Here is a 22,495-nt window from a genome sequence, read left to right on the forward strand (position 1 = left end):
ATGTCCTCTGCGCGAGGTCTTGCCATGGGTCGTACGGGAGAACCTCGAATCCCGTCAATCCATTTCCCAGGCTAACGATCTTGTTTCCGCACGGAAAAGCGGCCCGTGCTTCGAAAGCTGTCGGTGGGTGTCGCTAGCGTTCATCGGATGGGTAGCCGAGACCGTTCGTATCGGGGAAACCGGGTCGGGGGAGCCGATCGTGCCTCGTGATCTCACCGACCTGCCGTGGGCGCGGCGGCTGGAGCCGTTCGAGGACGACCTGCGGGCCGAGGGCGATTACGACCGCACACATCTGACCGGTGTGGATATCGCCGACGCGGATATCGGCAACGCGCGCTTCGTCGAATCCGCCCTCACCGATTTCGCGATGAATCGTGGCAGTATGCGCCACACCCGGTTCCACGACGTCTGGTTGCGCGATGTGCGCTGGGTGGGGACCGAACTCGCCGACACCGTGTGGCAGGACGCCGAGATCGTCGCGGGCGCGCTGGTCGGCGTCGACGCGGGCGGTGCGGTCCTGCGGCGGGTCCGCTTCGAAGGATGCAAAATCGAATCGGTCAATCTGCGTTCGGCGACATTGCGCGAGGTCGCGTTCGTCGACTGCGTGCTGCGCGATACCGATTTCGGCGGCGCGAAACTGACCGAGGTGACCTTCGACGGCACCCGGATCGACGGGGTGCTGCTGAACAACGCCCGATTGACAAAAGTGGATCTGCGCGGCGCTGTCGGAATCGATATCGCCGACGGTATCGACGCGCTGCGCGGCGCGACCATCACGACCCTGCAATTGATGGACCTTGCGCCCGCGTTCGCACGGGCGACGGGAATCATCGTTTCCGACTCCTGAGCGGGTACCGCGACCACGCGGCAACGATCCCGAGCGGTCGAAAGTTTGTCGTTTCACACTTGCGGTGGTCCGGTCGTTGATAGGTTGCGCCAATCCGTCTGGTATACGTTCGATCGGAATTGCGGGTTCATGTTCGACTGGGATCTTCGCCGCCGTACCTCCAGCGCCCATATTCTGCTCGGGCTCGCCGAAGAACGCGGAATTGCCGTGCCGGAAAGCCTGGAGGGAACAGGTCTGTCGCGTGACTCGCTGACAGGTTCCTCGGCCGAGATCACCGCCCGCCAGGAATTGCGGATCGTGCGGAATCTGGTGCGGCGGTGCGGTCGGGAACCGGGTCTGGGCGCGCTGGCGGGCAGTCGCTCGCACCTTTCGCTGGCCGGACCGTGGGGGCTGGCCATGCTCAGCAGCCGGACGGTGCGCGAGGTGATCGAAGTGGCGCGACGCTATCTCGACGCGGCGTTCGTGTTCGGGAGATTGACCTTCGAGGAGGGAGCGGGCGAGGCCCGCCTGTATCTCGACGATTCCGAGATCCCGCCGGAGTTGCGGACCTTCCTCACCGAGCGGGCGCTCGCCGGCATCCGGACGATCGGCCGGGAACTGTTCTCCGCCGACATCCCGTTGGCCCGCATCGAATTCCAGCATCCCGCGCCCGCGAGCACCGCGATCCACCGCCAGGTATTCGGCGTGACGCCGGTATTCGGCGCGCGCCGCACCATGGTGGTTTTCGACCGCATGTACGTCGACCTGCCGCTACCGCGTCCGAGCGAATGGGCGCGGGCGGCGTGCGAGCAACTGTGCCGGGACATGTTGGCGCGCCGCCACGTCCGCACGGGTGTCGCGGGATCGGTGCGCGATCTGCTCATTCGCGATCCGGGCGCGATCCCGGACCAGATCGCGGTCGCCTCGGAGATGTTCATGAGTCCACGCACGCTGTCGCGCAGACTCAATCACGAGGGCACCTCGTTCCGTGCCCTGCTCGACGAGGTACGCCAGACCCTGTCCGAGGAACTGCTCACCCACACCGATATGACCACCGAACAACTGGCCGCCCGCCTGGGTTACGCGGAGGCCGCCTCCTTCATTCGCGCGTTCCGGCGCTGGAAAGGATGCCCGCCACAGGAATTCCGGATGCGCGCCGCCGATATCGGCTACCGGATACCGGCGGCGTCGCGGGCCCGACGCGAGGCTGTGGCGACCCGTCGCGCGGCGGGGTCGATGGCGGCTCGCTGATCGGGGAGCAGACGCTCCCCGTGCCGTTTCCGCACCGGATCAGCGGCCCGGCGTCCGCCGACGATGCCTAGAGGCGACCGTCCACCCGCAGGTCGGGGTGCACCCAGTCGGGTGATCGCCGCTCTTTGAAAGCCCGGAATCCTTCGGAGACCTCCGGTGCGCGCAGGCTGGAGCGCATTCCGATGCGGTCGTTGAGGCCCAGGTAGTTGTCCAGGCTGGCTTTGACGACGCCGCGGGCGATCGGCGCTGTCCGGGCGCATTGCGCGAGTACGTCGCGGGCCGTGTCCATCAATTCCTCGTGCGGCACCACGCGGGCGATCATGCCCCAGTCGAGGGCTTCCCGGGCGGACAGGACCCGGCCGGTGAGCATGAGGTCGCGGGTGCGGATCGGTCCGATGATGCGCGCGAGCATGTGGCTGTAGTAGGTGTCGGCGATGCCTCGGAAGAGTTCGGGCACGCGGAAGGTGGCGCGGTCGCTGACCACGGCGATATCGCTGCACATCGCGATCATCAGTCCGCCGCCCTGGCAGAGGCCGTTGACCGCGGCGACCACCGGTTTGGTAGAGGTGCGCAGTGTGTCGAAGGGCAGGACGGCGTCCATCGACAGGGTCGCTCCGAAGTCGACCCATTGGTCGGCTCCGCCGCCGCCCAAGTCGCCGCCGGGGGAGAAGACGTCGCCGGTGCCGGTGATGATCAGGCCGGCGAGATCGTCATCGGCCGCGACGTGATTGACCGCGTAGCCGATGCCGAAGTACATGGCGGGCGACATGGCGTTGCGCGCCTCGGGGCGGTCCAATGCGCAGACGGCGAAAGGTTTCTCGCGGGTGAACCTGAGAAACGGCGTGCCGAGCCAGTCGCCGGAGGGAGGCCGCGGGGCGCCCGCGTCCGGTCGGGGTGCGTCGGACATGAATCTCCTTCGAAGGGCGGTCATCGTGGCTGCGACGATCGCATCGTCGTGGTCGGTGGACCTGACTCGCGCGGGCTGCCCGCCGAGATGGCCGAAATTCGCTCCGGGAGAGCGGGCTACGAGCTGAATGCCGCGCGGACGAGGTCGAGGAATTCGGCGAGGGTGTAGTCCGGCTGGTCGGCGCGAGCACCGGTGTTGTCGAGGCGGTGGAAGGTTTCCAGCATTCCGAGAAAGACCAGAGCCAGCGCGCGCGGGTTGCCGTCGCGGATACGGCCTTCGTGTTGTCCTCGGGCGATCACCGCGGCGAGGTCGTCGCAGACAACTCGGTGGCCGGACTCGTAGAGGCGTGACGGTCCGGCGTTCGATGGTGTGGCACGAACTTCGGAGCCCAGCGCCGACGCGAGTCCGGCCCAGTCCGGGTGCTCACGAAAGAACCGCACATGCAATTCGGCCACCGCGACCAATGTGAGGTCGGCCGGTCCGGGCTCGGCTGCTCTGGCCAGAGTCAAACCGTGCACGATCGCGCCGCGCCGACGCAGGACCGCTTCGAAGACACTGTCCTTGTCGTCGAACAGTGTGTAGATGGTCCCGACCGCGATCTCGCACTGTTCGGCGATCGATTTGATGGTGGTGTTGTGGAACCCCACGGTCGCGAACGCGCGTTCGGCCACGTCGAGCACCTGCGTCCTGGTCATCTCCAGCCTCAGACGACGCCGCTCCTCACGAGGCGACGGGGGCGCGTCCGGCTCGGCGTCCGATGAACTCGCGGAGTTCACCTCGGTGGCACCTGGCACCACACACCTCCTTCGGGACAGCGACGCGGCGTCACACGCGCCGCACATACCCGGAGGACCATACCCCGAACGGTCAGCTCTCGCGATGAACTCCGGCAGATTTTCATGAATCAGGTTCATTTCAAGTCCCGCCTGTTCTACGCTGCTCGAAAGGTCGCCGGCACAACGGATGTGCCGGGTCGCGGCCGGAACGCTCGAAGGGAAGTCGGACATGACAGACGTGCAGACCGAATCCGGTGTACTGGCGGGTGAGGAGCGGATGCTGATCGACGGCGAGCTGTGCCACAGCGACAGCGGTGCGTTCTTCGAGGTCGTCGACCCGGCGTGCGAGCAGGTGGCGGGCCGGGCGACCGACGGATCGGTGGCCGATATGGCGCGTGCGGTCGGGGCGGCGCGGCGTGCTTTCGACGAGACCGATTGGTCGCGAGATCTCGATTTCCGCTACCACTGCCTGATCCAGTTGCACGAGGCGTTGGAGCGCAACGCCGAGCGGCTGCGCCGGATATTGGTCACCGAGGTCGGTTGTCCGGTGACGGTGAGCAGGTCGCAGATCGAGAGCCCCATCGAAGAGGTGAAGCACTGGGCCGAGCACGGCAAGAACTTCGAATACCTGGTCGACACCGGGATTCATCCGACACAGTTGGGTCCGGCGCGGCGCAGGATCCACTACGAGGCGACCGGTGTGGTCGGGGCGATCACACCGTGGAACGTGCCGTTCTATCTCAATATCGCCGAGACGGTGCCCGCGCTGATGGCCGGAAACACCGTGGTGCTCAAACCGGCTCAGCTGACCCCGTGGTCCGGTAGCGAGTACGGGCGGATCGTGGCGGAGGAGACCGATATCCCCGCGGGTGTGTTCAATGTCGTGGTATCCGACGCCAACGAGGTCGGCGCCGCTCTTTCGGCGGATCCGCGGGTGGACATGATCACCTTCACCGGGTCCACCGCGACCGGGCGGGCGATCCTGGCCGCGGGCGCGGCGACGGTGAAGAAGACCCTGCTGGAACTGGGCGGAAAGTCCGCGCACATCGTGCTCGACGACGCCGACTTCAACGCCGCGCTGCCGATGGCGGCGATGATGGCGTGCGTCATGTCGGGGCAGTCCTGCATCCTGCCCAGTCGGATCCTGTTGCCTCGCAGTCGCTACGACGAAGGTCTGGAAATCCTGAAGTCGATGATGGAAGGGTTCCCGGTCGGTGATCCGTGGACTCCCGGCGTCATGCAGGGCCCGCAGATCAGTGAGACCCAGCGCCGCAAGGTGCTCGGTCTGATCAAGGACGGCATCGACTCCGGGGCCCGGCTGATCACCGGCGGCGGCATCCCCGAGAACCTGCCGACGGGCTACTACACCCAGCCCACACTGTTGGCCGACGTCGACCCCGACGCCCGGATCTCCCAGGAGGAGATCTTCGGCCCGGTACTCACCGTCACCCCGTACGACACCGACGACGAAGCCGTGGCGATCGCCAACAATTCGATCTACGGGCTCTCCGGCGAGGTGTCCGGCGGCGATGTCGAGCGCGCGTTCGCGATCGCCACCCGGATGCGCACCGGCAACGTGACCATCAACGGCAAGAGCCACTTCGGCATCACCAGCCCGTTCGGCGGCACCAAACAGAGCGGGCTCGGCCGACGCAACGGCGACGAGGGCTACCGAGAGTATCTGGAAGCCAAGACCATCGGCATGCCCGCATGAAAGAGAACGCCATGGACACCCGACGGATCAGCGACGAACTCGAGATACAGGCCCTACTGCACCGCTACGCGCGTGCCGTCGACACCAAGGACTGGGAGCTGTACCGGTCGGTGTTCACCGACGACGCCTACATCGACTACTCCTCGGCCGGGGCGATGGCCGGACCCCGCGACGAAGTCACCGAGTTACTCAGTGTCGGCTTTGCCGCCATCCCCATGTCGATGCACTACATCACCAATATCGAGACCGATATCGACGGTGACAACGCCGATGTGCGCGCGATGTTCTACAACCCCATGCAGTTGCCGGGCATGTCGGAACTCAGTTACTGCGGCGGCTACTACCACCACGAGTTGGTGCGGACACCGCAAGGCTGGCGCAGCCGGAACCTGCGCGAAGAGAATGTCTGGTTCATCAACTCACCCAGGACCGATTCGGCGGCGACCTCGTGATCGGAGCCCGCCGAGCCTCCGGCAGCGTCCGGGTGAGGTTCACCGCCAGGCGTCGGTATCCGCGCGAAGGAATGTGGCGATGACGGGTCCTGCGATATTGATCGTCGGTGCCGGGGCGACGGGGTTGTCGGTCGGATACCACCTCGACCTCGCCGGGGCCGAGATAACGTTCCTGGTGCGCCCGGGTACTGCGGCGCGGGCCGCGCCGCCGACGCGGTTGTACTGCTACGACGACGCCTCGCTCGCGACCTTCACCGGCTACCGGGTGGTCGAGAGCGTCACCGAACTGGGTGCAGGCGGGTTCGACTTCGTCGTGATCACCTTCGACGGCCACACCGCTCGCACCCCACACGGGCAGGACACCCTGCGCGCGATCGGTGAGTTCATCGCCCCCGACAAGACCACGGTGATCATGTGCGGTTTCGGACTCGGAGTGCGCGAACATCATGTGCGCACACTGGGAATCGCGGCCGAGCGAGTGCTGCACGGATTCGTCGGGCTGCTCGCTCATCAGGGTTCGGCGGATCTTCCGGTACATCCTCCGGCCGACCGCGACCAGGTCCGGGAATCGGCGGTGGCCTACCGCCACCCCGGAAACCGGGTCGGCTTCCGACTCGACACCACCGACCCGGTCGCGGCGAAGGCCTTCGCGGCCCTCTACGACCGCTGCGGCGTGTCGCGCTGCGCGCTGACGAGCCCGCAGATGGACAAACTGTTCTCGACCGTCGGGTTTGCGGTCTATGCCGCCTGCGATCTGGCCGGGTGGCCCGATTTCACCACCATGGCCGCCGACAGACCGTTGTGGAAGCTCGCTTGTCGCGCTCAACGCGAAATCGCGGCCCTGCCCGAGCACGGCTGGCGCGGCAAACTCATGGCGATCGTCATGGGGCCCCGCGTCACCCGAGCCATCCACACCGGCGCCGAAAAAGGCTATCGTCCACTGGATTATCAGGCGTTCAACCGTTTCCATCACGGTGGCAAGGTTCGCCACCAAGACATCGACTCGTTGCGTGAATGCCTCGAATCCGGACGCCGCCAGGGCAAGCCGATGAAAGCCCTGACAGCGCTGCTCCAACGCCTCGACGCAGCCGACGAGATCACACCCACGGCGAGTGGTCGCCCTGCCGCGGCGCGGAGTGAGCCGGAGCCCTGAAAAATCGGGGACTATCACGCCACGGGTAAAGAATGAAGCACGGTGAGGCCGCACAGGATGACGCTGACACGCGATGAGGCATTGTCGCTACTGACCGACTCGCGCTCGGCGCGGCGGCGACGCGGCGCGAAACGACTGCGCGCGCTCGCGGACCCGACTACAGCGCCCCAGGTCCGCACCGCACTGGAACGCGAAGTGCTGGACAAACGTACCTGGGAGACGCAGTACCAACTGATCATGGCCCTGGGAACGACTGGCAGTCGCGGGGACGTCGAACTGTTGAAAAGCCTGGCGCTACAGCCTCGGTCGGCAACGGCGGTCAACACCGCTCTCGGCGACGCCATCGTCCGCCTCGGTCGTGAGGTCGACGACGACCCTGCCCCCGCCTTGTGGTGCCTGAGGCAAGATGTCGAACATCTCGCTGACGGCGCGCTGCGCGGGGTCGCGATGCTGCGACTGAAATTCTCCCACACCGCGATCGACGATGTCCTCGACTACACCGAGGCCAACTTTTCTGATCGCAACCAGAAGTACCTGCCGTACTGGCCGGTGGTCGCAGCAGCCGGTTGGTCCGGGCCTCGCGTGCGGGGGTTTCTGATCCGATGCTCGCAAGACGACCGCCAGATCATCGCCGAAGCCGCAACCGAAGCCCTGAATGGTCGTTACGGAAACCATTTCAGCGTCCTGTAGCTGACTGGAACCCGATCACCGCAGCGTCCGAGCGCGGTAATCGGCATGGCGGGCGGCGACCTACACATTGGCTGATGGCTCGTCCGATAGCGAGGCAGCGGTACCCGCGCCATCAGGGCGGTGTGTCGATGCCTGGGCGTGCATCCATAACCTACGATACCGCCGAATCCCAGGCCAGATGCGGTATGAGCGTATGCGTACCACGGCAATGTGGCTCGAAATTCGGAGAGAACGTCGACGCGGTGGTGCGATCGGCTGCTCAGAGCAGTTGCGGGTTGGCGGCACGCATGTGAGCTATCGCGTGGTCGGGGAACAATTCGCGCGGATTGACCGTGGCGCGTCCATCGTGGTTCATGAGCACCGCGTGAGGGCAGATGGTCAGTTCGGTGATTCTGTCGTAACGCACGTGGCCGTAGAACGCGGGGGTTCGTATGTCGACCGCGTCGGAGCCGAATCGGGTGGCGAGCAGGTCGCCATCGGCGGCGTAGTTCGTGAATCTTCGTCGTAGTCGGGCGAAGCCGACCGCTGCGGTGCTCACGCGGGCGGCCGCTGTGACAAGGATGATCATGCCGGCCCCGATAGTGACGGCGGCCAGCCCTTGTCTGTCCGCGATCACACCGACGACCAGTATGAGTATCGCGGCGACGGCGGCATCGGTGTGAGTCGACTGCCGGGCTCTTCGCCAGGTGACCGCCCAGGCCAGCTGTGCGGCGGTGTGGGGTCCTGCGGTTACCGTGGCAGTCGGCCGATCCAGCGACGGGAGCGGGGGTAGCGGCGGCACAGTCGCGACCGTTTCGCGCCCTGCGAGTCGGGCGCGAAGGTAGTCGATCGATGTGTCCGGGAACAATTGCCGCGGAAACGCGATCTCGGTATTTCTCGTGCGCAGTGCGATCGAAGTCGGCTCCACCGTGATCGCACGGAAGCGGTTGTGCAGGAAGCGCGCTCGGTAGTTGGTGTCTTGCAGTTCGAACGCTTCCTGGCCGATGCGCATGCTCAGTGTCTGCCCGTCCGGCGGGATCACGGCCAGGTACGACCGAGCCAACGGCCCCTTCCCCAGCAGCCGCAGAAACACCGGGAAGGCGGCCATCGTGGCCACCACGATGGCGATTTCGTACTGCCGCAACACACACATCGCGGTCATCAGGACGATCAAGACCGAGTACGTCGAGCGCACCAGCCAAGCATGTATCCGAGCTCGCCGTCCAACGATGGCCTTCAACAGTGCGATGCACTCCGGTGTACCCACCATCTCGGCGTCCGGTTGCTCCATCACCGGAATCGGCGGCCATCGGCTGAAGTCCGGCGCCTGTACCGGGCTCGCTCGGCCCGCTGTCGCTTTTCCGCCGCTGAACCGATCCCCCTCCGATTCCGATCCGGCTCCGGAATGCGACGGTCCGTCGATCTGATCACTCACACAACGCAAATCGGAATCCGCTGGCGGAGTGATACACGGATTTCACGCTCGTACGCTCGTCGGCATGAAGCGCTGCGGCCGCTGGTTCGAGCGATTCCGGCGGTGCGGTCCCGACGCGGTCCCCGCCGCCGTCGACCGGCGAAGTTGCACGCCGACAAGGCATATGACCACATCGAACTGCATAGGTGGGTGCGCGACCGTGGCATCGCGGCGTCGCCGCGCAGCAGCGTGGCGCGTGCGTCGGTCCAACCGCCGAACCTCTTGTCCTCCGTGGGGTCGTCGAGGATCGGCTGGAATACCAGTGACCGATCCACACCGGAAATGTCACCGGCGGAGTGACATACGAATATTCGGCCGGTTCCGGCGGCTCCGTAGTGGTGGGGGTGATCGGTGCGGTCGTCGACTCCGGCTCCCGCTCGTACAGCAGCCCGGCGATCAGGTAGCCGGTCGCGACGATCGCCACGCACGTCGAACCCACCGTCCAGTGGTGAACGGCGGGGGAGGGTGCGGTCGCGTCCTTGCCGTCACCGTTTTCCATGTCCTGCATTTGTGTCTGCCCGTAGGGGCATCGTCGACACCCAACAAATCGGCTACCAACGAGTCGAAGGCGGACGCTTCATCGGTCAGTACCCAGGGGTCGTCGTGGGCACATGACAGCCGCTGGTCTGCGCGCGTCGGACGTGCCACACCGCTTGAATGCCCCAACGCTCGAACCGTCTCGGTGAACAAACCGGTCGGCCCGGGTGTGAGCCTGGTCGCGATCACCGACTTTCGTCATGGTCGATGATGACCGAGTTCCGATGTCGGCGGCGCCGTCGCATCAGTCGAGTCTTTGCCGGTCGATCAGCTGCTGTTGGTAGCGGGCCAGGCCGGTCAGGATAACCGGCTCATCCTGGTAGTCATGTTTTGCTCGGTCGAGCAATTCCTTGATCTCGTCACCGTGTTGGCAGCCGTAGTCGGTCGGGTACCGCTGCGACGGTTCAGGTGCGGGAGCCCAGCGCAGTCCGTGAGCTTCGATGAAGTCGTTGACGGCGGCCAGCTGGTCGAGAGCAGTGACGAGTTCCGGCAGTCGACCATCATAGATGTGCGCGGCCGTCGATGCGGGGCCGAACAGTCGCTCGAATCGGCGATCCACTGGCTGATCCGGTTCGCAGGCCGCATCAGCGATGGCATCCCAGATAGGCTGCGCGATCAACGCGAAGACGACCATGTCGCCGTCCAGCACGGTCGATGCGGAATAGATGCCGTTGTCATGGATCTCGTCGGCGATCGCGACGTGCGTGCGCTCGATGAGCTGCAACAGGTCCTCGATGTGGCTGTCAGAGGTGAGTGAGTCGCCGTCGAATGTGCTGGTCTGGTCTTTGGCGAAGAACCTGCCGTCGCGATACCGGTCGGAGAAGTAGCGCAGAACAAGCTCGGTGTTGAGGTCCTCGTGGACGCCGTCGATGCCGCCGAGTCGGTCATAGGTGCCTGTGATGCCCACCGTGATCGGCAGGTAGTTCTGGCCGATGCGTCGTAGCACGACCAGGGAGGCGTCCTCGTGCAGACTGACGCCGGTGATCATGCAACTGCAGTCGTAGAAACCCATCGCACCGATACCGTTTCTCTCAACCATGGAATCCCAGCTGAGCCGACCGGTCGCCGTGGATCGCCTATCTCACGTCTACAGTAAGCACTTCCCGCTCCTGACACTTTGCGTCCGCCCTGCTACTCGACCCGGCGCTTCGGTCGCCCGATGGGCACCCGAGGCCGAAGCCAAGATCCGGCGTCACGCAGACCAAGCCGCGCGGGGACGCGGCGGGGACAGCGCTGAACCCACCGCCGCCGAGATCGCCGAGGCCGAGACACGCGTCCGCGCGTTGTTCGAGCGGGCCGACCGGGCACAGCGCGAAGGTGAGTGATCTCCTGAGATCCACAGTGTGCGGGTCGATCGGGTGCAGCAGTCCGGCGGCGCGACAGCACAGGCATTCCCACGCTCGCGCATCGCGTCGCCCCTGGTCGAACGCCGCTGCCGCTTGCGCACGATCTGCGGGTCGAACGAGGAGTTCGTGTCTCGGGGCACGTCGATCTGCACTGCTCGTTCGCCTGATCCGGCAACTGCTCGGCCAGCCTCTTCGTGTCCGCCGCGTCCTTCGCCACGGACTCGAGCGTCTCCGACATCAGCCGATCGGGCCGAGACCGGATCCACCGTCTTCGCAGTTCCGAATCCGTAGGCCCATCGCTGTTCACGGGGCGGGGCGGGAAGGTGCAATTCGATCGCCGGGAGGGCGGGTGCACGGTCGGCCTGACACTCGGGCCGCTCACGGTCGAAGCGGTCGCATCCGGAGTCAACGGCGAGATCAGCGGAACGTTCATCGACGCCCGCCCAACCCTGCGGCAAGCAGTTCGCGTGCTGCAAGGACAGACGGAGCGGTGTCAGTCGGGTGATCAGACACCGAATACGAGGGGTATGCGCTGCAAAAGAGTGTCAGAACTCCCGTACTATCGCGGTCGGATACTCCGCCGGTGATCGAAGGGGGACGGTGTGGGACCACAGCTGCCTGCGACCATGCGCCACGGTGCGGCATGGTTGCGGCGCTTCGCCGGTACGACGCCCGGTCTGATCAGCGCGCTGGTGATCGTTTCGGTGTTGTTGTGCCTGCTGGCAGGATTCACGGGGGCGAATCAGCTGGGCGGCAAGGTCTCCCGGCACGAACAGGTACTCGAACAGACCGAACCGCTCGCGTTCGCCGCGCAACGCCTCTACGTGGCGCTCTCGGCCGCCGATGCCGCCGCCGCGGAAGCGTTCCTGTCCGGCGGGATCGAGACCCCGGCCGTGCGCGCGCGTTATCAGCAGGCACTCGCCGACGCAGCGGCAGCGCTCGCCGAAGCGACCGCGGGCGCTTCGGATGCCGAGACGAGGTCGATCGTCGCGCGGATCTCGGCTGAGTTGCCTGCCTTCACCGGTCTGGTGGAGACCGCGCGGGCCAACAATCGGCAGGGTTACCCGGTGGGCTCGGCGTATCTGCGCGAAGCCTCGGCGCTGATGCAGGATTCGCTGCTGAAGAACGCCGAGGAGTTGAGCGCGGACAGATTCGCCGCGGTACACGAGGACCAGCGTCATATCGCGGCCCTACCGCTGGGCACCATCGGATTGCTGCTGCTGGTGTTGTCGGCCTGCGGCGGCGGGTCGGTGCTGTTGCTGCGACGCACCAATCGATGGATCAACCCCGGCCTCGCCGCCGCCGCGGGCGCGACCGCATTGGCACTGGTGTGGGTCGTCGCCGCCACAACGATCGCGGCGGCAGCGCTGGACAACGACGACTCCGGGGCGAGCAGACAATTCCAGACCCTCGCCGAGGCGCGGATTCTGGCTCAGCAGGCACGAACCGACGAAACCCTACAACTCATCACCCGAGGCGACATCGCTCCGGGCGAGGAGAGTTACGCCGCTCATATCGCGCAACTGCGCGATCGGGTCGTCACCGTGCTCGGCACCGGTTCATCCGCCGAAACGAGTGTTACCGACTGGACCGAGGCTCACCGGCGTCAGATCGAAGCGTACCGGGCTGCGAATTTCAACGCCGCTCTGTCTCAAGCCATCGGCGCGGCACCCGAGAGTTCGGCGTCCCGATTCGCCTTGGTGGACAAGACACTCGACACGGACCTCGTTCGCATCCGAGACGATCTGCGCGAGGGGGTCGATGACGCGGGCGCCGCACTGAGCTGGACTCCAGCGGTGACTCTGCTACTCATGCTCGCCGCGGCCGCCGCCATCGTCGTCGGCCTCTGGCCCCGGCTGAAGGAGTTTCTGTGAACCGCAGGCCGATGCGCGCCGCACTTGCCGCAGTATGTCTGTTGATCGCCGGATGCGGTGCCGGTACATCTGCTCCCGAACCGCTTTCCGCCACGGCGGTGAAGCCGGTGCCGCACGAATTCACCGAGATCACAGCTCCGCCCCAGTCGGCGTCCGATTGCGACGCCGAGGCCACACTGCGCCCCGGCGCGTTGCCGAGTCCGGGGGCGATGCCGTCGGGGTCGGCTATGGCAGCGATCGTGGCCAACGGCAGAGTCCGGATAGGTGTCGACCAGGACACCTATCTGTTCGGTTTCCGCAACCCGGCCACCGGCCAGCTAGAGGGTTTCGACATCGATATCGCCCGCGAGATCGCCCGTGCCCTGTTCGGGGATCCGGACAAGATCGAATTGCGTTCGGTTACCGCGGCCGAACGCATGACCTCGCTGCGGGAGAAGGAGGTCGATCTCATCGTCCACACCTTCTCCGCGACCTGCGAGCGTCGCCGTGAGATCGACTTCTCCGCCGTCTATTACCGCGCGACACAGCGCATTCTGGTGCCGAAAGGCTCCACCATCCGTTCCAAGGACGATCTGGGCGGCAAACGTGTCTGTGTCGTGAAGGGGGCCACCTCCGCGGCCCGCTTGTTCTCCCTCCCTGTCGAGGTGACGGTGATCGGCGTGACCAACTGGACCGACTGCCTGGCGGCGCTGCAACAAGGAGATGTCGACGCCATCAGCAGTGACGACACGATTCTGCTCGGTCTCAAAGCCCAGGATCGAAATCTGGAGATGGTCGGCGATTCGATCGGTAGCGAGGCTTACGTGGTCGGCGTGGCCAAGGACACCCCGGATCTGGTCCGCTTCGTCAACGGAGTCCTGGAGCGGATTCGAGTCGACGGTACTTGGCAGCGGATCTACAACGAGCGGCTCGGTGTGCTCGGCCCCGCCCAGGCCCCGCCCGCTCCCCGGTATTCGGATTGAGGCGGGCCCTTGCCTACCGCGGCGGATCGGACCCGGTGCACATGGTGACCGGACCGATCCTCACACTCGCCGAAATCGATATCGAATTATCCTATCGCACAGATGAATTCACGAGAATCACCGCGACATTGCTGGAACTGGACAAACACCGGGGATTGACTCTGATCCGCCGGTTCCCGCCGACCGGGCTGACCGAGCAACGCTGGGCACCGGTGCGCGAGGCACTCGACCTGATGTGGCAGGACTACGGACGGATGCGGGTCATTCTGGAATCGGCGCGTGAGATGCGCGGTACGCGTTCACGCCTCGACGAGAATGTCCGCGCCGAGCTGACCCGAACGCTGCGCGGCCGCCCGCACGAGATCTCGCGCACCCCGATTCCGATGGCGCAGCGTTCGCTGACCGGCCCGAGCGAATCCGTGCTGTTCGTCGGACTCGCCGATACCTTGGACCGCATGCGCCACACGTTTCCGCGCATCGCCGAATTCCTCGACGCGGTGGACACGGTGAACACCCGTGTCATGTCCGGGCTCGCGCCCATCCAGGATCGGCTCGACCGGGTGGGAGTCGCACCGGGGGAACTTCCGGTGATCGAATCCGGTATCGCCGACCTGCTGCGACGTTCGGCTACCGACCCGCTCGCGCTCACCGCCGACGAGATCACCGCGCGCGTGGGCGCGTTGGACGCGGAACTGCGCCGTGAATCGGCGCGTCTGTCCGAACGTGCCGCGATGGTGGCGAACTGGCCCGCCGCCGTCGTGACCACCCGAGCACAGTGGGAGGCGCTGCGCGACATGGACGCGCGGGCCGCCCGCGCCAGAGCAGAGGTCGTGGCGAGGATCCGGACCGGTGCGCTGCCGCCCGCGTCAAATTCTTCCGCGCCGCTCGGCGCGGAACTGGAGACGCTGGCGCCACGATCGGGCGCCGCCGCGGACCTGCTGGCGCTGCGCGCGCGTATCGCGGAGGCGGCGGTGCGCGCGGCGGCCGACGTCGAGTTGTATCAGGGTCTGCTGGATCGGCGCGAGGAACTGCGCGGTCGTCTGGTCGCCTACCGGGCCAAGGCGACGCGACTCGGCGTCGGCGAGGACGGTGATCTGCTGGACGCCTACGCGAACGCTGAGCGATTGTTGTCGCAACGCCCGTGTGATCTGGCGGCCGCGACCCGGGCGATCGCCGACTACCAGCAGTCGATCGGGGAGAAATCGGGGAGGAAGTCATGACCTGTGCCGAGCCCGGGTGCGCGGGCGTCGTGGAGGACGGATATTGCGTGGTCTGCGGAACCGCACCCGCTGCCGCGACGTCGGCGGGTGCGCCCGCCGAATCGAGCGTGACCGCTGCCACCGCGACCGCCGGGGATGGCCGATGCGCCGAACCGGACTGCGGGGGCACGATTTCCGACGGCTACTGCGACACCTGCGGTACCGCACCCGGTCCGCCCGCGACGGCGACCGTCACCACCGCGGCCGCCCCGATATCCAAGGCGACCGCGAGCACGCGGTCCTCGGTGCGCACCGGGCGTTCGTCGTCGTCGAAATCGAGCGCGCGCGGGCATCTGGGCGCGGGCATGGTCGACGTGCCCCGGGTTCCCCGTGTCGATCCGGTGTCGGCGATCATGGCCGATCCGCAGGTCGCCGAGTCGAAGCGGTTCTGCGGCAAATGCGAACGTCCCGTCGGCCGCAGTCGCGACGGGCAGCCGGGGCGTGCCGAAGGGTTCTGCCCGCACTGCGGCACCCGGTTCTCCTTCGCGCCGAAACTGTCGCGCGGTGATCTGGTCGGCGGACAGTACGAGGTCGCCGGATGTCTGGCACACGGTGGTCTGGGCTGGATCTATCTGGCCACCGACCGCAATGTCGGCAATCGCTGGGTGGTCTTGAAAGGTCTGCTCAATTCCGGGGATGTCGACGCCATGGCGGCCGCGGTGGCGGAACGGCGCTTCCTCGCCGAGGTCGAGCACCCGAGCATCGTCAAGATCCTCAATTTCGTCGAACATCTCGGTTCGGACGGCGTCGCGGTGGGCTACATCGTGATGGAGTACGTCGGCGGCACCTCGCTCAAACAGATCCTGCGCGACCGCCGCGAACCCGACGGTGGTTCGCTGCCGCCCGCCCAGGCCATCGCCTACATCCTGGAGATGCTGCCCGCGCTGGGCTACCTGCACTCGCTCGGCCTCGCCTACTGCGATTTCAAGCCGGACAACGTCATGCAGACCGACGAGCAGTTGAAGTTGATCGATCTGGGCGCGGTGATCTCGATGGACGACGAGAGCAGCGCCATCTACGGCACCGTCGGCTACCAGGCGCCCGAGATCGCGCACACCGGACCGACCGTCGCCACCGAGGTCTACACCGTCGGGCGCACGCTGGCCGTGTTGACGATGCGGGTGCCGCAGCGGGACGGGCATTTCGGCGAGTTGCCCGGCCCCGACACCGAACCGCTGCTGGCCACCCACGATTCGCTGTACCGGCTGCTGCTGCGCGCGACCGATCCCGATCCCGAGGCGCGCTTCGCCTCGATGGAGGAGCTGGCCGACCAGCTCACCGGTGTGCTGCGCGAGGTGCTGGCGGCCGAGGACGGTCGGCCGAGACCCGGCATGTCGGCGTTCTTCGGGCCACCGCGCGCCGTCTTCGGCGTCGGCGGCGCGGTGCTACCCGCCGACGTGGTCGCGGCGCTGCCGGTGCCGCTGATCGACCCCGGCGATACGGGTGCGGCACTACTCGCGACGACCGCGGGAACCTCGCCCGCGGAGCTGGAACCGGCGTTCGAGGCCGGTTTGCGCGCGGTGGTGACCGGCCGCGCGGAATCGATGGAGATCCCGTTGCGACTGGTGCGCGCGGCGCTCGAGGTCGGTGATCCCGAGGATGCGATACGCCGGATCGACCTCCTCGCCGAAACCATCCCCGGTGACTGGCGACTGTCGTGGTACCGCGCCCAAGCGCTGCTGCTCCGCCGCGATTTCCCCGGCTGCTATACCGAATTCGAGACCGTCTACCGCGCGTTGCCCGGCGAGCCCGCGCCGAAACTCGCCTTGGCCGCGGTCGCGGAACTGGCGACCGCGGCGACCGACGGTCAGGATCGCGGGGTGGGGGATGCGGGCAGGGCCACCGGTTTCTACGACACGGTGTGGCGGACCGATCGCGGTTTCGTCAGCGCGGTCTTCGGCCTGGCCCGCCTGCACGGGATGGGCGGCAGGCGAGAGGACGCGGTGACGGCACTGGATCAGGTCGAACCGGCCTCCGCGCTGTACACCGAGGCCCGCATCGCCGCGGTGGACGCGATACTGGCCGGACGTGGTCCGACCACCTTGAACGAGGCGGTGTTGCGCGAGGCCGGGAACCGCGTGCAACGTCTCGCGATCGATTCCAAACGTCGTGGCGCGCAGGTCAGGATGCGTGTTCTCGAGGCGGCCCTGTCGTGGCTGGAGGCGGGCGGAGCACCCGGCGACGATGCGCCACTGCTCGAGGTGGGGTTGGATCGGGAAGGTGTGCGCACCGGTCTGGAACGGTGCTATCGCGATCTGGCCAGGGAGGCGGGCGACATGTGGACTCGGATCGAATTGGTCGACCGCGCCAACGCCGTTCGGCCGAGGACGACCCTGTGAGCCCTGACCGCGCCCCCGACGAGGACCGCAGCGTGCCCGACGCGCCGACCTTGCCCTTCGATTCACCGCGCCCGCCACGTCGCGTCGGCGGTGATCGCACGGGTGGCGGGTGGGCGAAATCCAGGGAGGAACCTCCGATCACCCGGATCCCCCCGGCTCCGCCGCCGACCGCGAAGCCGCCGATCGAACCGCCCGAACCGACGACCGTCGAAAGTGTTCTCGTGAACCCGACCCTGAGTATCGAACCGAGTGCGACCACCGCGGCTCGGCCGCAGGTGAAGTCGGGTCCCCGCTGTCCCGGCTGTGATTCGGTGGTGGCCGCCGCCGATCGGTTCTGCGAATCCTGCGGTCGCGAACTGGGCGCGCGCCGCATCGCGCTGCCCCGGTCCGAATCGCCCTCCGAAGCCGATTGCGACAGTTGCGGCGGTGGGCTCTACGACGCCGACGGCTACTGCCGCGGCTGCGGTCAACTGCGGCCGCAGCCCGACCGGTTCGAAGCCGATCTGGGCGCGGTGTCGGTGGTCACGGACCGGGGTCTCTCGCATGCGCGCAACGAGGATTCGGTCGCCGCGGCGGTGGTCGACGCAGCCGACGGCGGGCCCGAGTTCACGGTGATCGCGGTCTGCGACGGGGTGTCGACGTCGGAGGATCCGCAGGCGGCCTCCGGTGCGGCGTCGCGCGCGGGTGTGGACGCCGTGCTCGCCGCTCTCGCCGAGGGGCGCACGCCCGCCGAGGCGGCGTTCGCGGGACTGGCGGGCGCGGCGCGGGCGGTGCGCGCGGTCGCGGTGCGGGAGGGGCACGCGCCCTCGTGCACGTATGTGTCGGCGATCCTGCGCGGCTACGGGACCGACACCGCGGAGATCACCGTCGCCAATGTCGGTGACAGCAGAGCGTATTGGCTCAACCAGGACGTTTCGTCCTCGGGTTCCGGGTGGGTGATCGCGTCGCAACGGCTCACCGTCGACGATTCCTACGCGCAGGCGCTGGTGGACGCGGGCGCGATGGACGAGGAAGCGGCGATGAGGGATCCGCGTGCGCACACGCTGCTGCGGTGGCTCGGGGCCGACTCGGGACCGAAACCGTGGTCGGACAGCTGTGTGCGGACCTTCCGCACCGGCGGCCCCGGTGTACTGCTGTTGTGCAGCGACGGCCTGTGGAACTACCGCCCGGACGCGGCGGATCTGGCGGCGCTGACCACCGGCGCCGACCGTATGGATGTGGCCCGCCGACTGGTGGAGTTCGCGCTGCGTTGCGGCGGCAGCGACAACATCACGGTCGCGTTGGCTCCCGTTTCGTGATCGACCAGCCAGGAGAAGGACTGTGAGTTCTGTTGCGGAAAACGGCGTTTCGGTCGCCGTTGACCAGAACGAGTATTTGGCCGACGGCGCGAGCACGGTGGACGCCGTGGTCACCATCGAGACCGGCGCCGATTTCGTCACGACCGGCCGACCGCAGGAGCGCGTGGAGATCCTGATCATCGACTGCTCGGGGTCGATGGGTGTGGGGGCGAAATTCGACGGCGCCCGCACCGCCACGATGGCCGCGCTCGACGTGCTGCCCGACGGCACCCGCTTCGCGATCGTGCAGGGCACATCGATGGCGAAGTTGATCTACCCGACCGATATGCCGTCGGTGCCGGCCAGTCGCGAGACCCGCGCGCAGGCGCGCCGTCATCTGGACCTGTTGCGTCCCAACGGCGGCACCGCGATGGGCACGTGGCTGGGTCTGGCCAGGCAACTGGCCCGCAAGCACGAGGGCGCGATGGTGCACGCCATCCTGCTGACCGACGGCAAGAACGAGCACGAGGAACCCGCGGCGCTCGCCGCGGAGATCCAGCAGTCCGAGGGCGCGTTCACCTGCGACTGCCGCGGCGTCGGCACCGACTGGCGGGTGGAGGAATTGCGCGCCATCGCCTCCGCTCTGCACGGCACCGTGGACATCGTCGCCGATCCCGGTCGCCTGGCCGAGGATTTCGCGGCGATGGCGCGGTCGTCGATGGCCAAGGCGATCCCGGAACTCACGTTGCGCGTGTGGACTCCGGCGGGGGCCGCGGTTCGTTTCGTGAAACAGGTCGCGCCGACGATCGAGGATCTCACCGCCCGCCGCACCGAGGCTGGCGGGCAGATCGGGGAGTACCCGTTGGGCGCGTGGGGCGCCGAGGAACGTGACTACCACGTGCAGATCCGGGTGGAACCGGCCGCGCCCGGCCGCGAGAAGTTGGCGGCGCGGGTCAGCGTGGTCGCGGGTGAGGAGGTGGTCGGTCAGGGTCTGGTGCGCGCGGTGTGGACCACCGAGACCGATCTGTCGGCCCGGATCAGCAGACGGGTCGCGCACTACACCGGTCAGGCCGAATTGGCGCAGGCCGTGCAGGAAGGGTTGGCGGCGCGCAATTCCGGCGATGCGGAGACCGCGACCGCGAAATTGCGCCGCGCGGTGGAACTCGCGGCGGAATCGGGTAACGAGAGCACGGCGAAACTGCTGCGCGGCGTGGTGGAAGTGGACGAGCACAATGGCACGGTGCGCCTTCGCGCTTCGGTGAACGCGGCCGACGAGATGGCCCTCAATGCCCGTTCGACGAAGACGAAACGGGTCCGCAAGGAGGGGTGAGACATGGTTACCTGCCCGGACGGGCATCGCTCGCTGGCCACCGACTACTGCGATGTGTGCGGTTCGCCGATCGAGGGGGCCGCCGCCGGTGTGGCGCTGTGCCCGTCGTGCCGCCAACCCAGCGGCGGCCGGTTCTGTGAAGCCTGCGGCCACGATTCGGCGCTCGGTGTGCCCGGTGAGCCGCAACTTCCGGTCCCCGAAGCACCGCCGACGGTAGTGGGCCGGGAACCCGAACCGGCCACCGAGCCCGAGCACCCGGCCGCGACAGTGACCGAAGTCCGCCGCATCGCATGGGTGGCGACCATCGACGCCGACCGCGACTTCTACGATCGGGTGGTGGCGCGCGAAGGTCCCGACGCCGACCGCGTCGATTTCCCGACCTACTATCCGCAGCGACGAATCACATTGCGCGGCACCGATATCCTCATCGGCAAACGGAGCGTCTCGCAGGGCGTGCAACCCGATATCGATCTGGGCCTCGCGCCCGCCGACGCGGGAGTTTCGCGGACTCACGCGATGCTGCGCCTGACCCCAACGGCGCTGACGATCACCGATCTCGGCTCCACCAATGGCACCAGTCTCAACGGCAGCGACGACCTGATCCCCGCCGATACCCCGTTCCCGCTGCGCAGCGGCGACCGGATCCACCTGGGCGCGTGGACCACGATCACCCTGTCCACCGAACCCGGCTGACCCGGAGCGAACCGACCGGCCTTCTTGACAGCGTCCCCGGGCACTGCCAGCCTCATGTGGTGACCGAACACGCCGGGTATGACCGAGATGCCCGTATCGCGGTGATCGGTGCGGGATTCGGTGGTCTGGGTGCCGCGCGTGCGCTGGCCGCCGACGGCTACCGAAATCTCGTCGTGTTCGACGCTCGCGACGAGGTGGGCGGAACGTGGAGCGCCAACCGGTACCCGGGCGTGGCCTGCGACGCGCCATCACATGTCTACAGCTATTCGAATGGTCCGCGATACGCCTGGGCACGCCGATTCGCCGACGGCGCGCAGATCCAGCGGTATCTGTACGACTGTGTGATCGATGCGGGTCTGCTGCCGCATCTCTCGCTCGGCACGACCGTCATGGCGGCGTCCTGGACCGGCCGGGACTGGCTGCTCGAATTCCAGGACGGGCAGACGTCGCGTTTCGATTTCGTCGTCTGCGCGACCGGGCAACTGAGTGTGCCCGCCCTTCCGGACATCCCGGGCCTGGCCGATTTCCAGGGAGCGGTATTGCACACCGCGCGGTGGCCGACGGACCCGAACCTGACCGGTCGGCGAGTGGCGGTGATCGGGACCGGGGCGAGCGCGATCCAGGTGGTCCCGGAAATCGTCGAGACCGCCGCGCACGTCACGGTGTTCCAGCGGTCCGCGCCCTACGTGTTCCCCAAGGCCGACCGCACCTATTCGCCCGGCCTGCATCGGCTGTATCGGCGTGCCCCGATCCTGCGACGGCTGGTCGAGAAGACGCTGTGGGTCGGGTTCGAGCTGGTCACCGCCGCGTTCTGGAAATGGCCTCGTGTCATGCGGCTGTTCGAGCGCCGACACGCGGCTGTATTGGCCCACACCGTCACCGATCCGTCGACCCGACAGGCGTTGACACCCGATTACCGGGCGGGCTGCAAGCGGATCTTGATCTCGAGCACGTACCACGCCTGCTTCAACCGCGACGATGTCCGCTTGGAGACCGCCCCGATCACCGCCGTAGACACCGGCGGTATCCGCACCGCCGACGCTCATCACGAGGTGGACGTGATCATCTGCGCCACCGGATTCGAGACCGACACGTTCGTCTCCACGCTGACGGTGACCGGCCGCGACGGGATATCACTGCCCGAGCGATGGAGTGACGGCGCGAGGGCATTCCTCGGCATCTCGGTACCGGGATTTCCGAATTTCTTCCTGGTCTACGGACCCAATACCAACCTCGGCTCGGGCTCGATCGTCTACATGCTCGAAACGCAGGCCGAACACATTCGCACGGCGATCGGTCTGGCCGCCGCCGCGGCGCGACCGAGCAGCCTGGAAGTGAAGGCCGGGTCGTTCGACGCGTATTCGCGGAAGTTGGTGCGGCGCATGAATCAACCGACCGTGTGGAACTCCGGCTGCCGCAGTTGGTACCGGGACGGTGCCGGACGTGACGTCCACAACTGGCACGGTTTCATGAGCGAGTACCGCCGCTCCGCCCGCCGCGCCCGTGCCGGGGATTACACGCTCACGGCTCTGCCCGCGCGCAGCGAGTAGCGGGGCCGATCGATCGCGGGTCGTTCGGCCCGGCTCGATCAGGGGTCCCGGTAGTAACCGCGCGAAAAACAACGGATATGACGTAATGCCCTGCCGGTAGGCAGTT

At 67.0% G+C, this 22,495-nt stretch carries 18 protein-coding genes; 14 read left to right on the forward strand and 4 right to left on the reverse strand.

Going from position 1 to position 22,495, the window contains the following annotated elements:
- The first annotated feature begins 199 nt into the window (after positions 1-199).
- Entirely contained in the window at positions 200-847 is a 648-nt protein-coding gene (locus tag DAT37_RS11050) for a pentapeptide repeat-containing protein (RefSeq protein WP_109524792.1), read from the forward strand.
- 129 nt (positions 848-976) lie between these two features.
- Entirely contained in the window at positions 977-2,077 is a 1,101-nt protein-coding gene (locus tag DAT37_RS11055) for an AraC family transcriptional regulator (RefSeq protein ID WP_109524666.1), read from the forward strand.
- A gap of 67 nt (positions 2,078-2,144) precedes the next feature.
- Here DAT37_RS11055 and DAT37_RS11060 read toward each other — a convergent pair whose 3' ends face one another.
- Positions 2,145-2,984, reverse strand: coding sequence for an enoyl-CoA hydratase/isomerase family protein (locus DAT37_RS11060; RefSeq protein ID WP_109524667.1), 840 nt, complete (start codon positions 2,982-2,984; stop codon positions 2,145-2,147).
- A 116-nt stretch (positions 2,985-3,100) separates the two neighbouring features.
- Positions 3,101-3,778 (reverse strand): TetR/AcrR family transcriptional regulator, encoded by a 678-nt coding sequence (locus tag DAT37_RS11065; protein ID WP_157978415.1) that lies wholly within the window; start codon positions 3,776-3,778, stop codon positions 3,101-3,103.
- A 211-nt stretch (positions 3,779-3,989) separates the two neighbouring features.
- Here DAT37_RS11065 and DAT37_RS11070 point away from each other — a divergent pair, with 211 nt between their 5' ends.
- The 4 genes from DAT37_RS11070 to DAT37_RS11085 all read left to right on the forward strand — a co-directional run bounded on the left by DAT37_RS11070 (position 3,990) and on the right by DAT37_RS11085 (position 7,769).
- A complete protein-coding gene (locus DAT37_RS11070; protein WP_109524793.1) occupies positions 3,990-5,474 on the forward strand; it encodes an aldehyde dehydrogenase family protein in 1,485 nt (494 codons plus the stop codon).
- Positions 5,475-5,485: 11 nt separating this feature from the next.
- Positions 5,486-5,926, forward strand: a complete 441-nt coding sequence (locus DAT37_RS11075) for a nuclear transport factor 2 family protein (RefSeq protein WP_109524794.1) — start codon at positions 5,486-5,488, stop codon at positions 5,924-5,926.
- Positions 5,927-6,005: 79 nt separating this feature from the next.
- Entirely contained in the window at positions 6,006-7,079 is a 1,074-nt protein-coding gene (locus DAT37_RS11080) for a ketopantoate reductase family protein (RefSeq protein ID WP_109524669.1), read from the forward strand.
- Between the two features lie 57 nt (positions 7,080-7,136).
- On the forward strand, positions 7,137-7,769 hold the full coding sequence (locus DAT37_RS11085; RefSeq protein ID WP_109524670.1) for a HEAT repeat domain-containing protein: 633 nt from the start codon (positions 7,137-7,139) through the stop codon (positions 7,767-7,769).
- A 259-nt stretch (positions 7,770-8,028) separates the two neighbouring features.
- On the opposite strand, the gene DAT37_RS11090 is transcribed toward DAT37_RS11085, so the two are convergent.
- Both DAT37_RS11090 and DAT37_RS11105 read right to left on the reverse strand, forming a co-directional pair.
- Positions 8,029-8,943, reverse strand: a complete 915-nt coding sequence (locus DAT37_RS11090) for a hypothetical protein (protein WP_109524671.1) — start codon at positions 8,941-8,943, stop codon at positions 8,029-8,031.
- Between the two features lie 1,060 nt (positions 8,944-10,003).
- On the reverse strand, positions 10,004-10,771 hold the full coding sequence (locus DAT37_RS11105; RefSeq protein ID WP_109524673.1) for a hypothetical protein: 768 nt from the start codon (positions 10,769-10,771) through the stop codon (positions 10,004-10,006).
- Between the two features lie 936 nt (positions 10,772-11,707).
- Here DAT37_RS11105 and DAT37_RS11115 point away from each other — a divergent pair.
- Genes DAT37_RS11115 through DAT37_RS11150 form a run of 8 tightly spaced genes read left to right on the forward strand, consistent with a single transcriptional unit; the run spans position 11,708 to position 22,389 of the window.
- Positions 11,708-12,979, forward strand: a complete 1,272-nt coding sequence (locus DAT37_RS11115) for a hypothetical protein (protein WP_232839671.1) — start codon at positions 11,708-11,710, stop codon at positions 12,977-12,979.
- The gene (locus DAT37_RS11120) at positions 12,976-13,941 is read left to right on the forward strand and encodes a glutamate ABC transporter substrate-binding protein (protein ID WP_408637391.1); all 966 of its coding nucleotides are present in this window, start codon (positions 12,976-12,978) and stop codon (positions 13,939-13,941) included. The genes DAT37_RS11115 and DAT37_RS11120 overlap by 4 nt, the downstream gene beginning before the upstream one ends.
- A 41-nt stretch (positions 13,942-13,982) precedes the next feature.
- Positions 13,983-15,161: a hypothetical protein gene (locus DAT37_RS11125; protein WP_109524675.1), complete on the forward strand. Its 1,179-nt coding sequence runs from the start codon at positions 13,983-13,985 to the stop codon at positions 15,159-15,161.
- Positions 15,158-17,539, forward strand: coding sequence for a serine/threonine-protein kinase (locus tag DAT37_RS11130; RefSeq protein ID WP_109524676.1), 2,382 nt, complete (start codon positions 15,158-15,160; stop codon positions 17,537-17,539). Before DAT37_RS11125 ends, DAT37_RS11130 begins: the two co-directional genes overlap by 4 nt.
- Positions 17,536-18,837: a phosphatase gene (locus DAT37_RS11135; RefSeq protein ID WP_232839672.1), complete on the forward strand. Its 1,302-nt coding sequence runs from the start codon at positions 17,536-17,538 to the stop codon at positions 18,835-18,837. Before DAT37_RS11130 ends, DAT37_RS11135 begins: the two co-directional genes overlap by 4 nt.
- Positions 18,838-18,859: 22 nt before the next feature.
- Positions 18,860-20,146: a VWA domain-containing protein gene (locus DAT37_RS11140; RefSeq protein ID WP_198654187.1), complete on the forward strand. Its 1,287-nt coding sequence runs from the start codon at positions 18,860-18,862 to the stop codon at positions 20,144-20,146.
- 3 nt (positions 20,147-20,149) lie between these two features.
- Positions 20,150-20,839, forward strand: coding sequence for an FHA domain-containing protein (locus DAT37_RS11145; protein ID WP_109524678.1), 690 nt, complete (start codon positions 20,150-20,152; stop codon positions 20,837-20,839).
- A gap of 59 nt (positions 20,840-20,898) precedes the next feature.
- Positions 20,899-22,389 (forward strand): flavin-containing monooxygenase, encoded by a 1,491-nt coding sequence (locus DAT37_RS11150; RefSeq protein ID WP_157978416.1) that lies wholly within the window; start codon positions 20,899-20,901, stop codon positions 22,387-22,389.
- Positions 22,390-22,495: the final 106 nt, after the last annotated feature.

This window comes from Nocardia aurea, assembly GCF_003123685.1.
Classification (GTDB): Bacteria; Actinomycetota; Actinomycetes; order Mycobacteriales; family Mycobacteriaceae; genus Nocardia; species Nocardia aurea.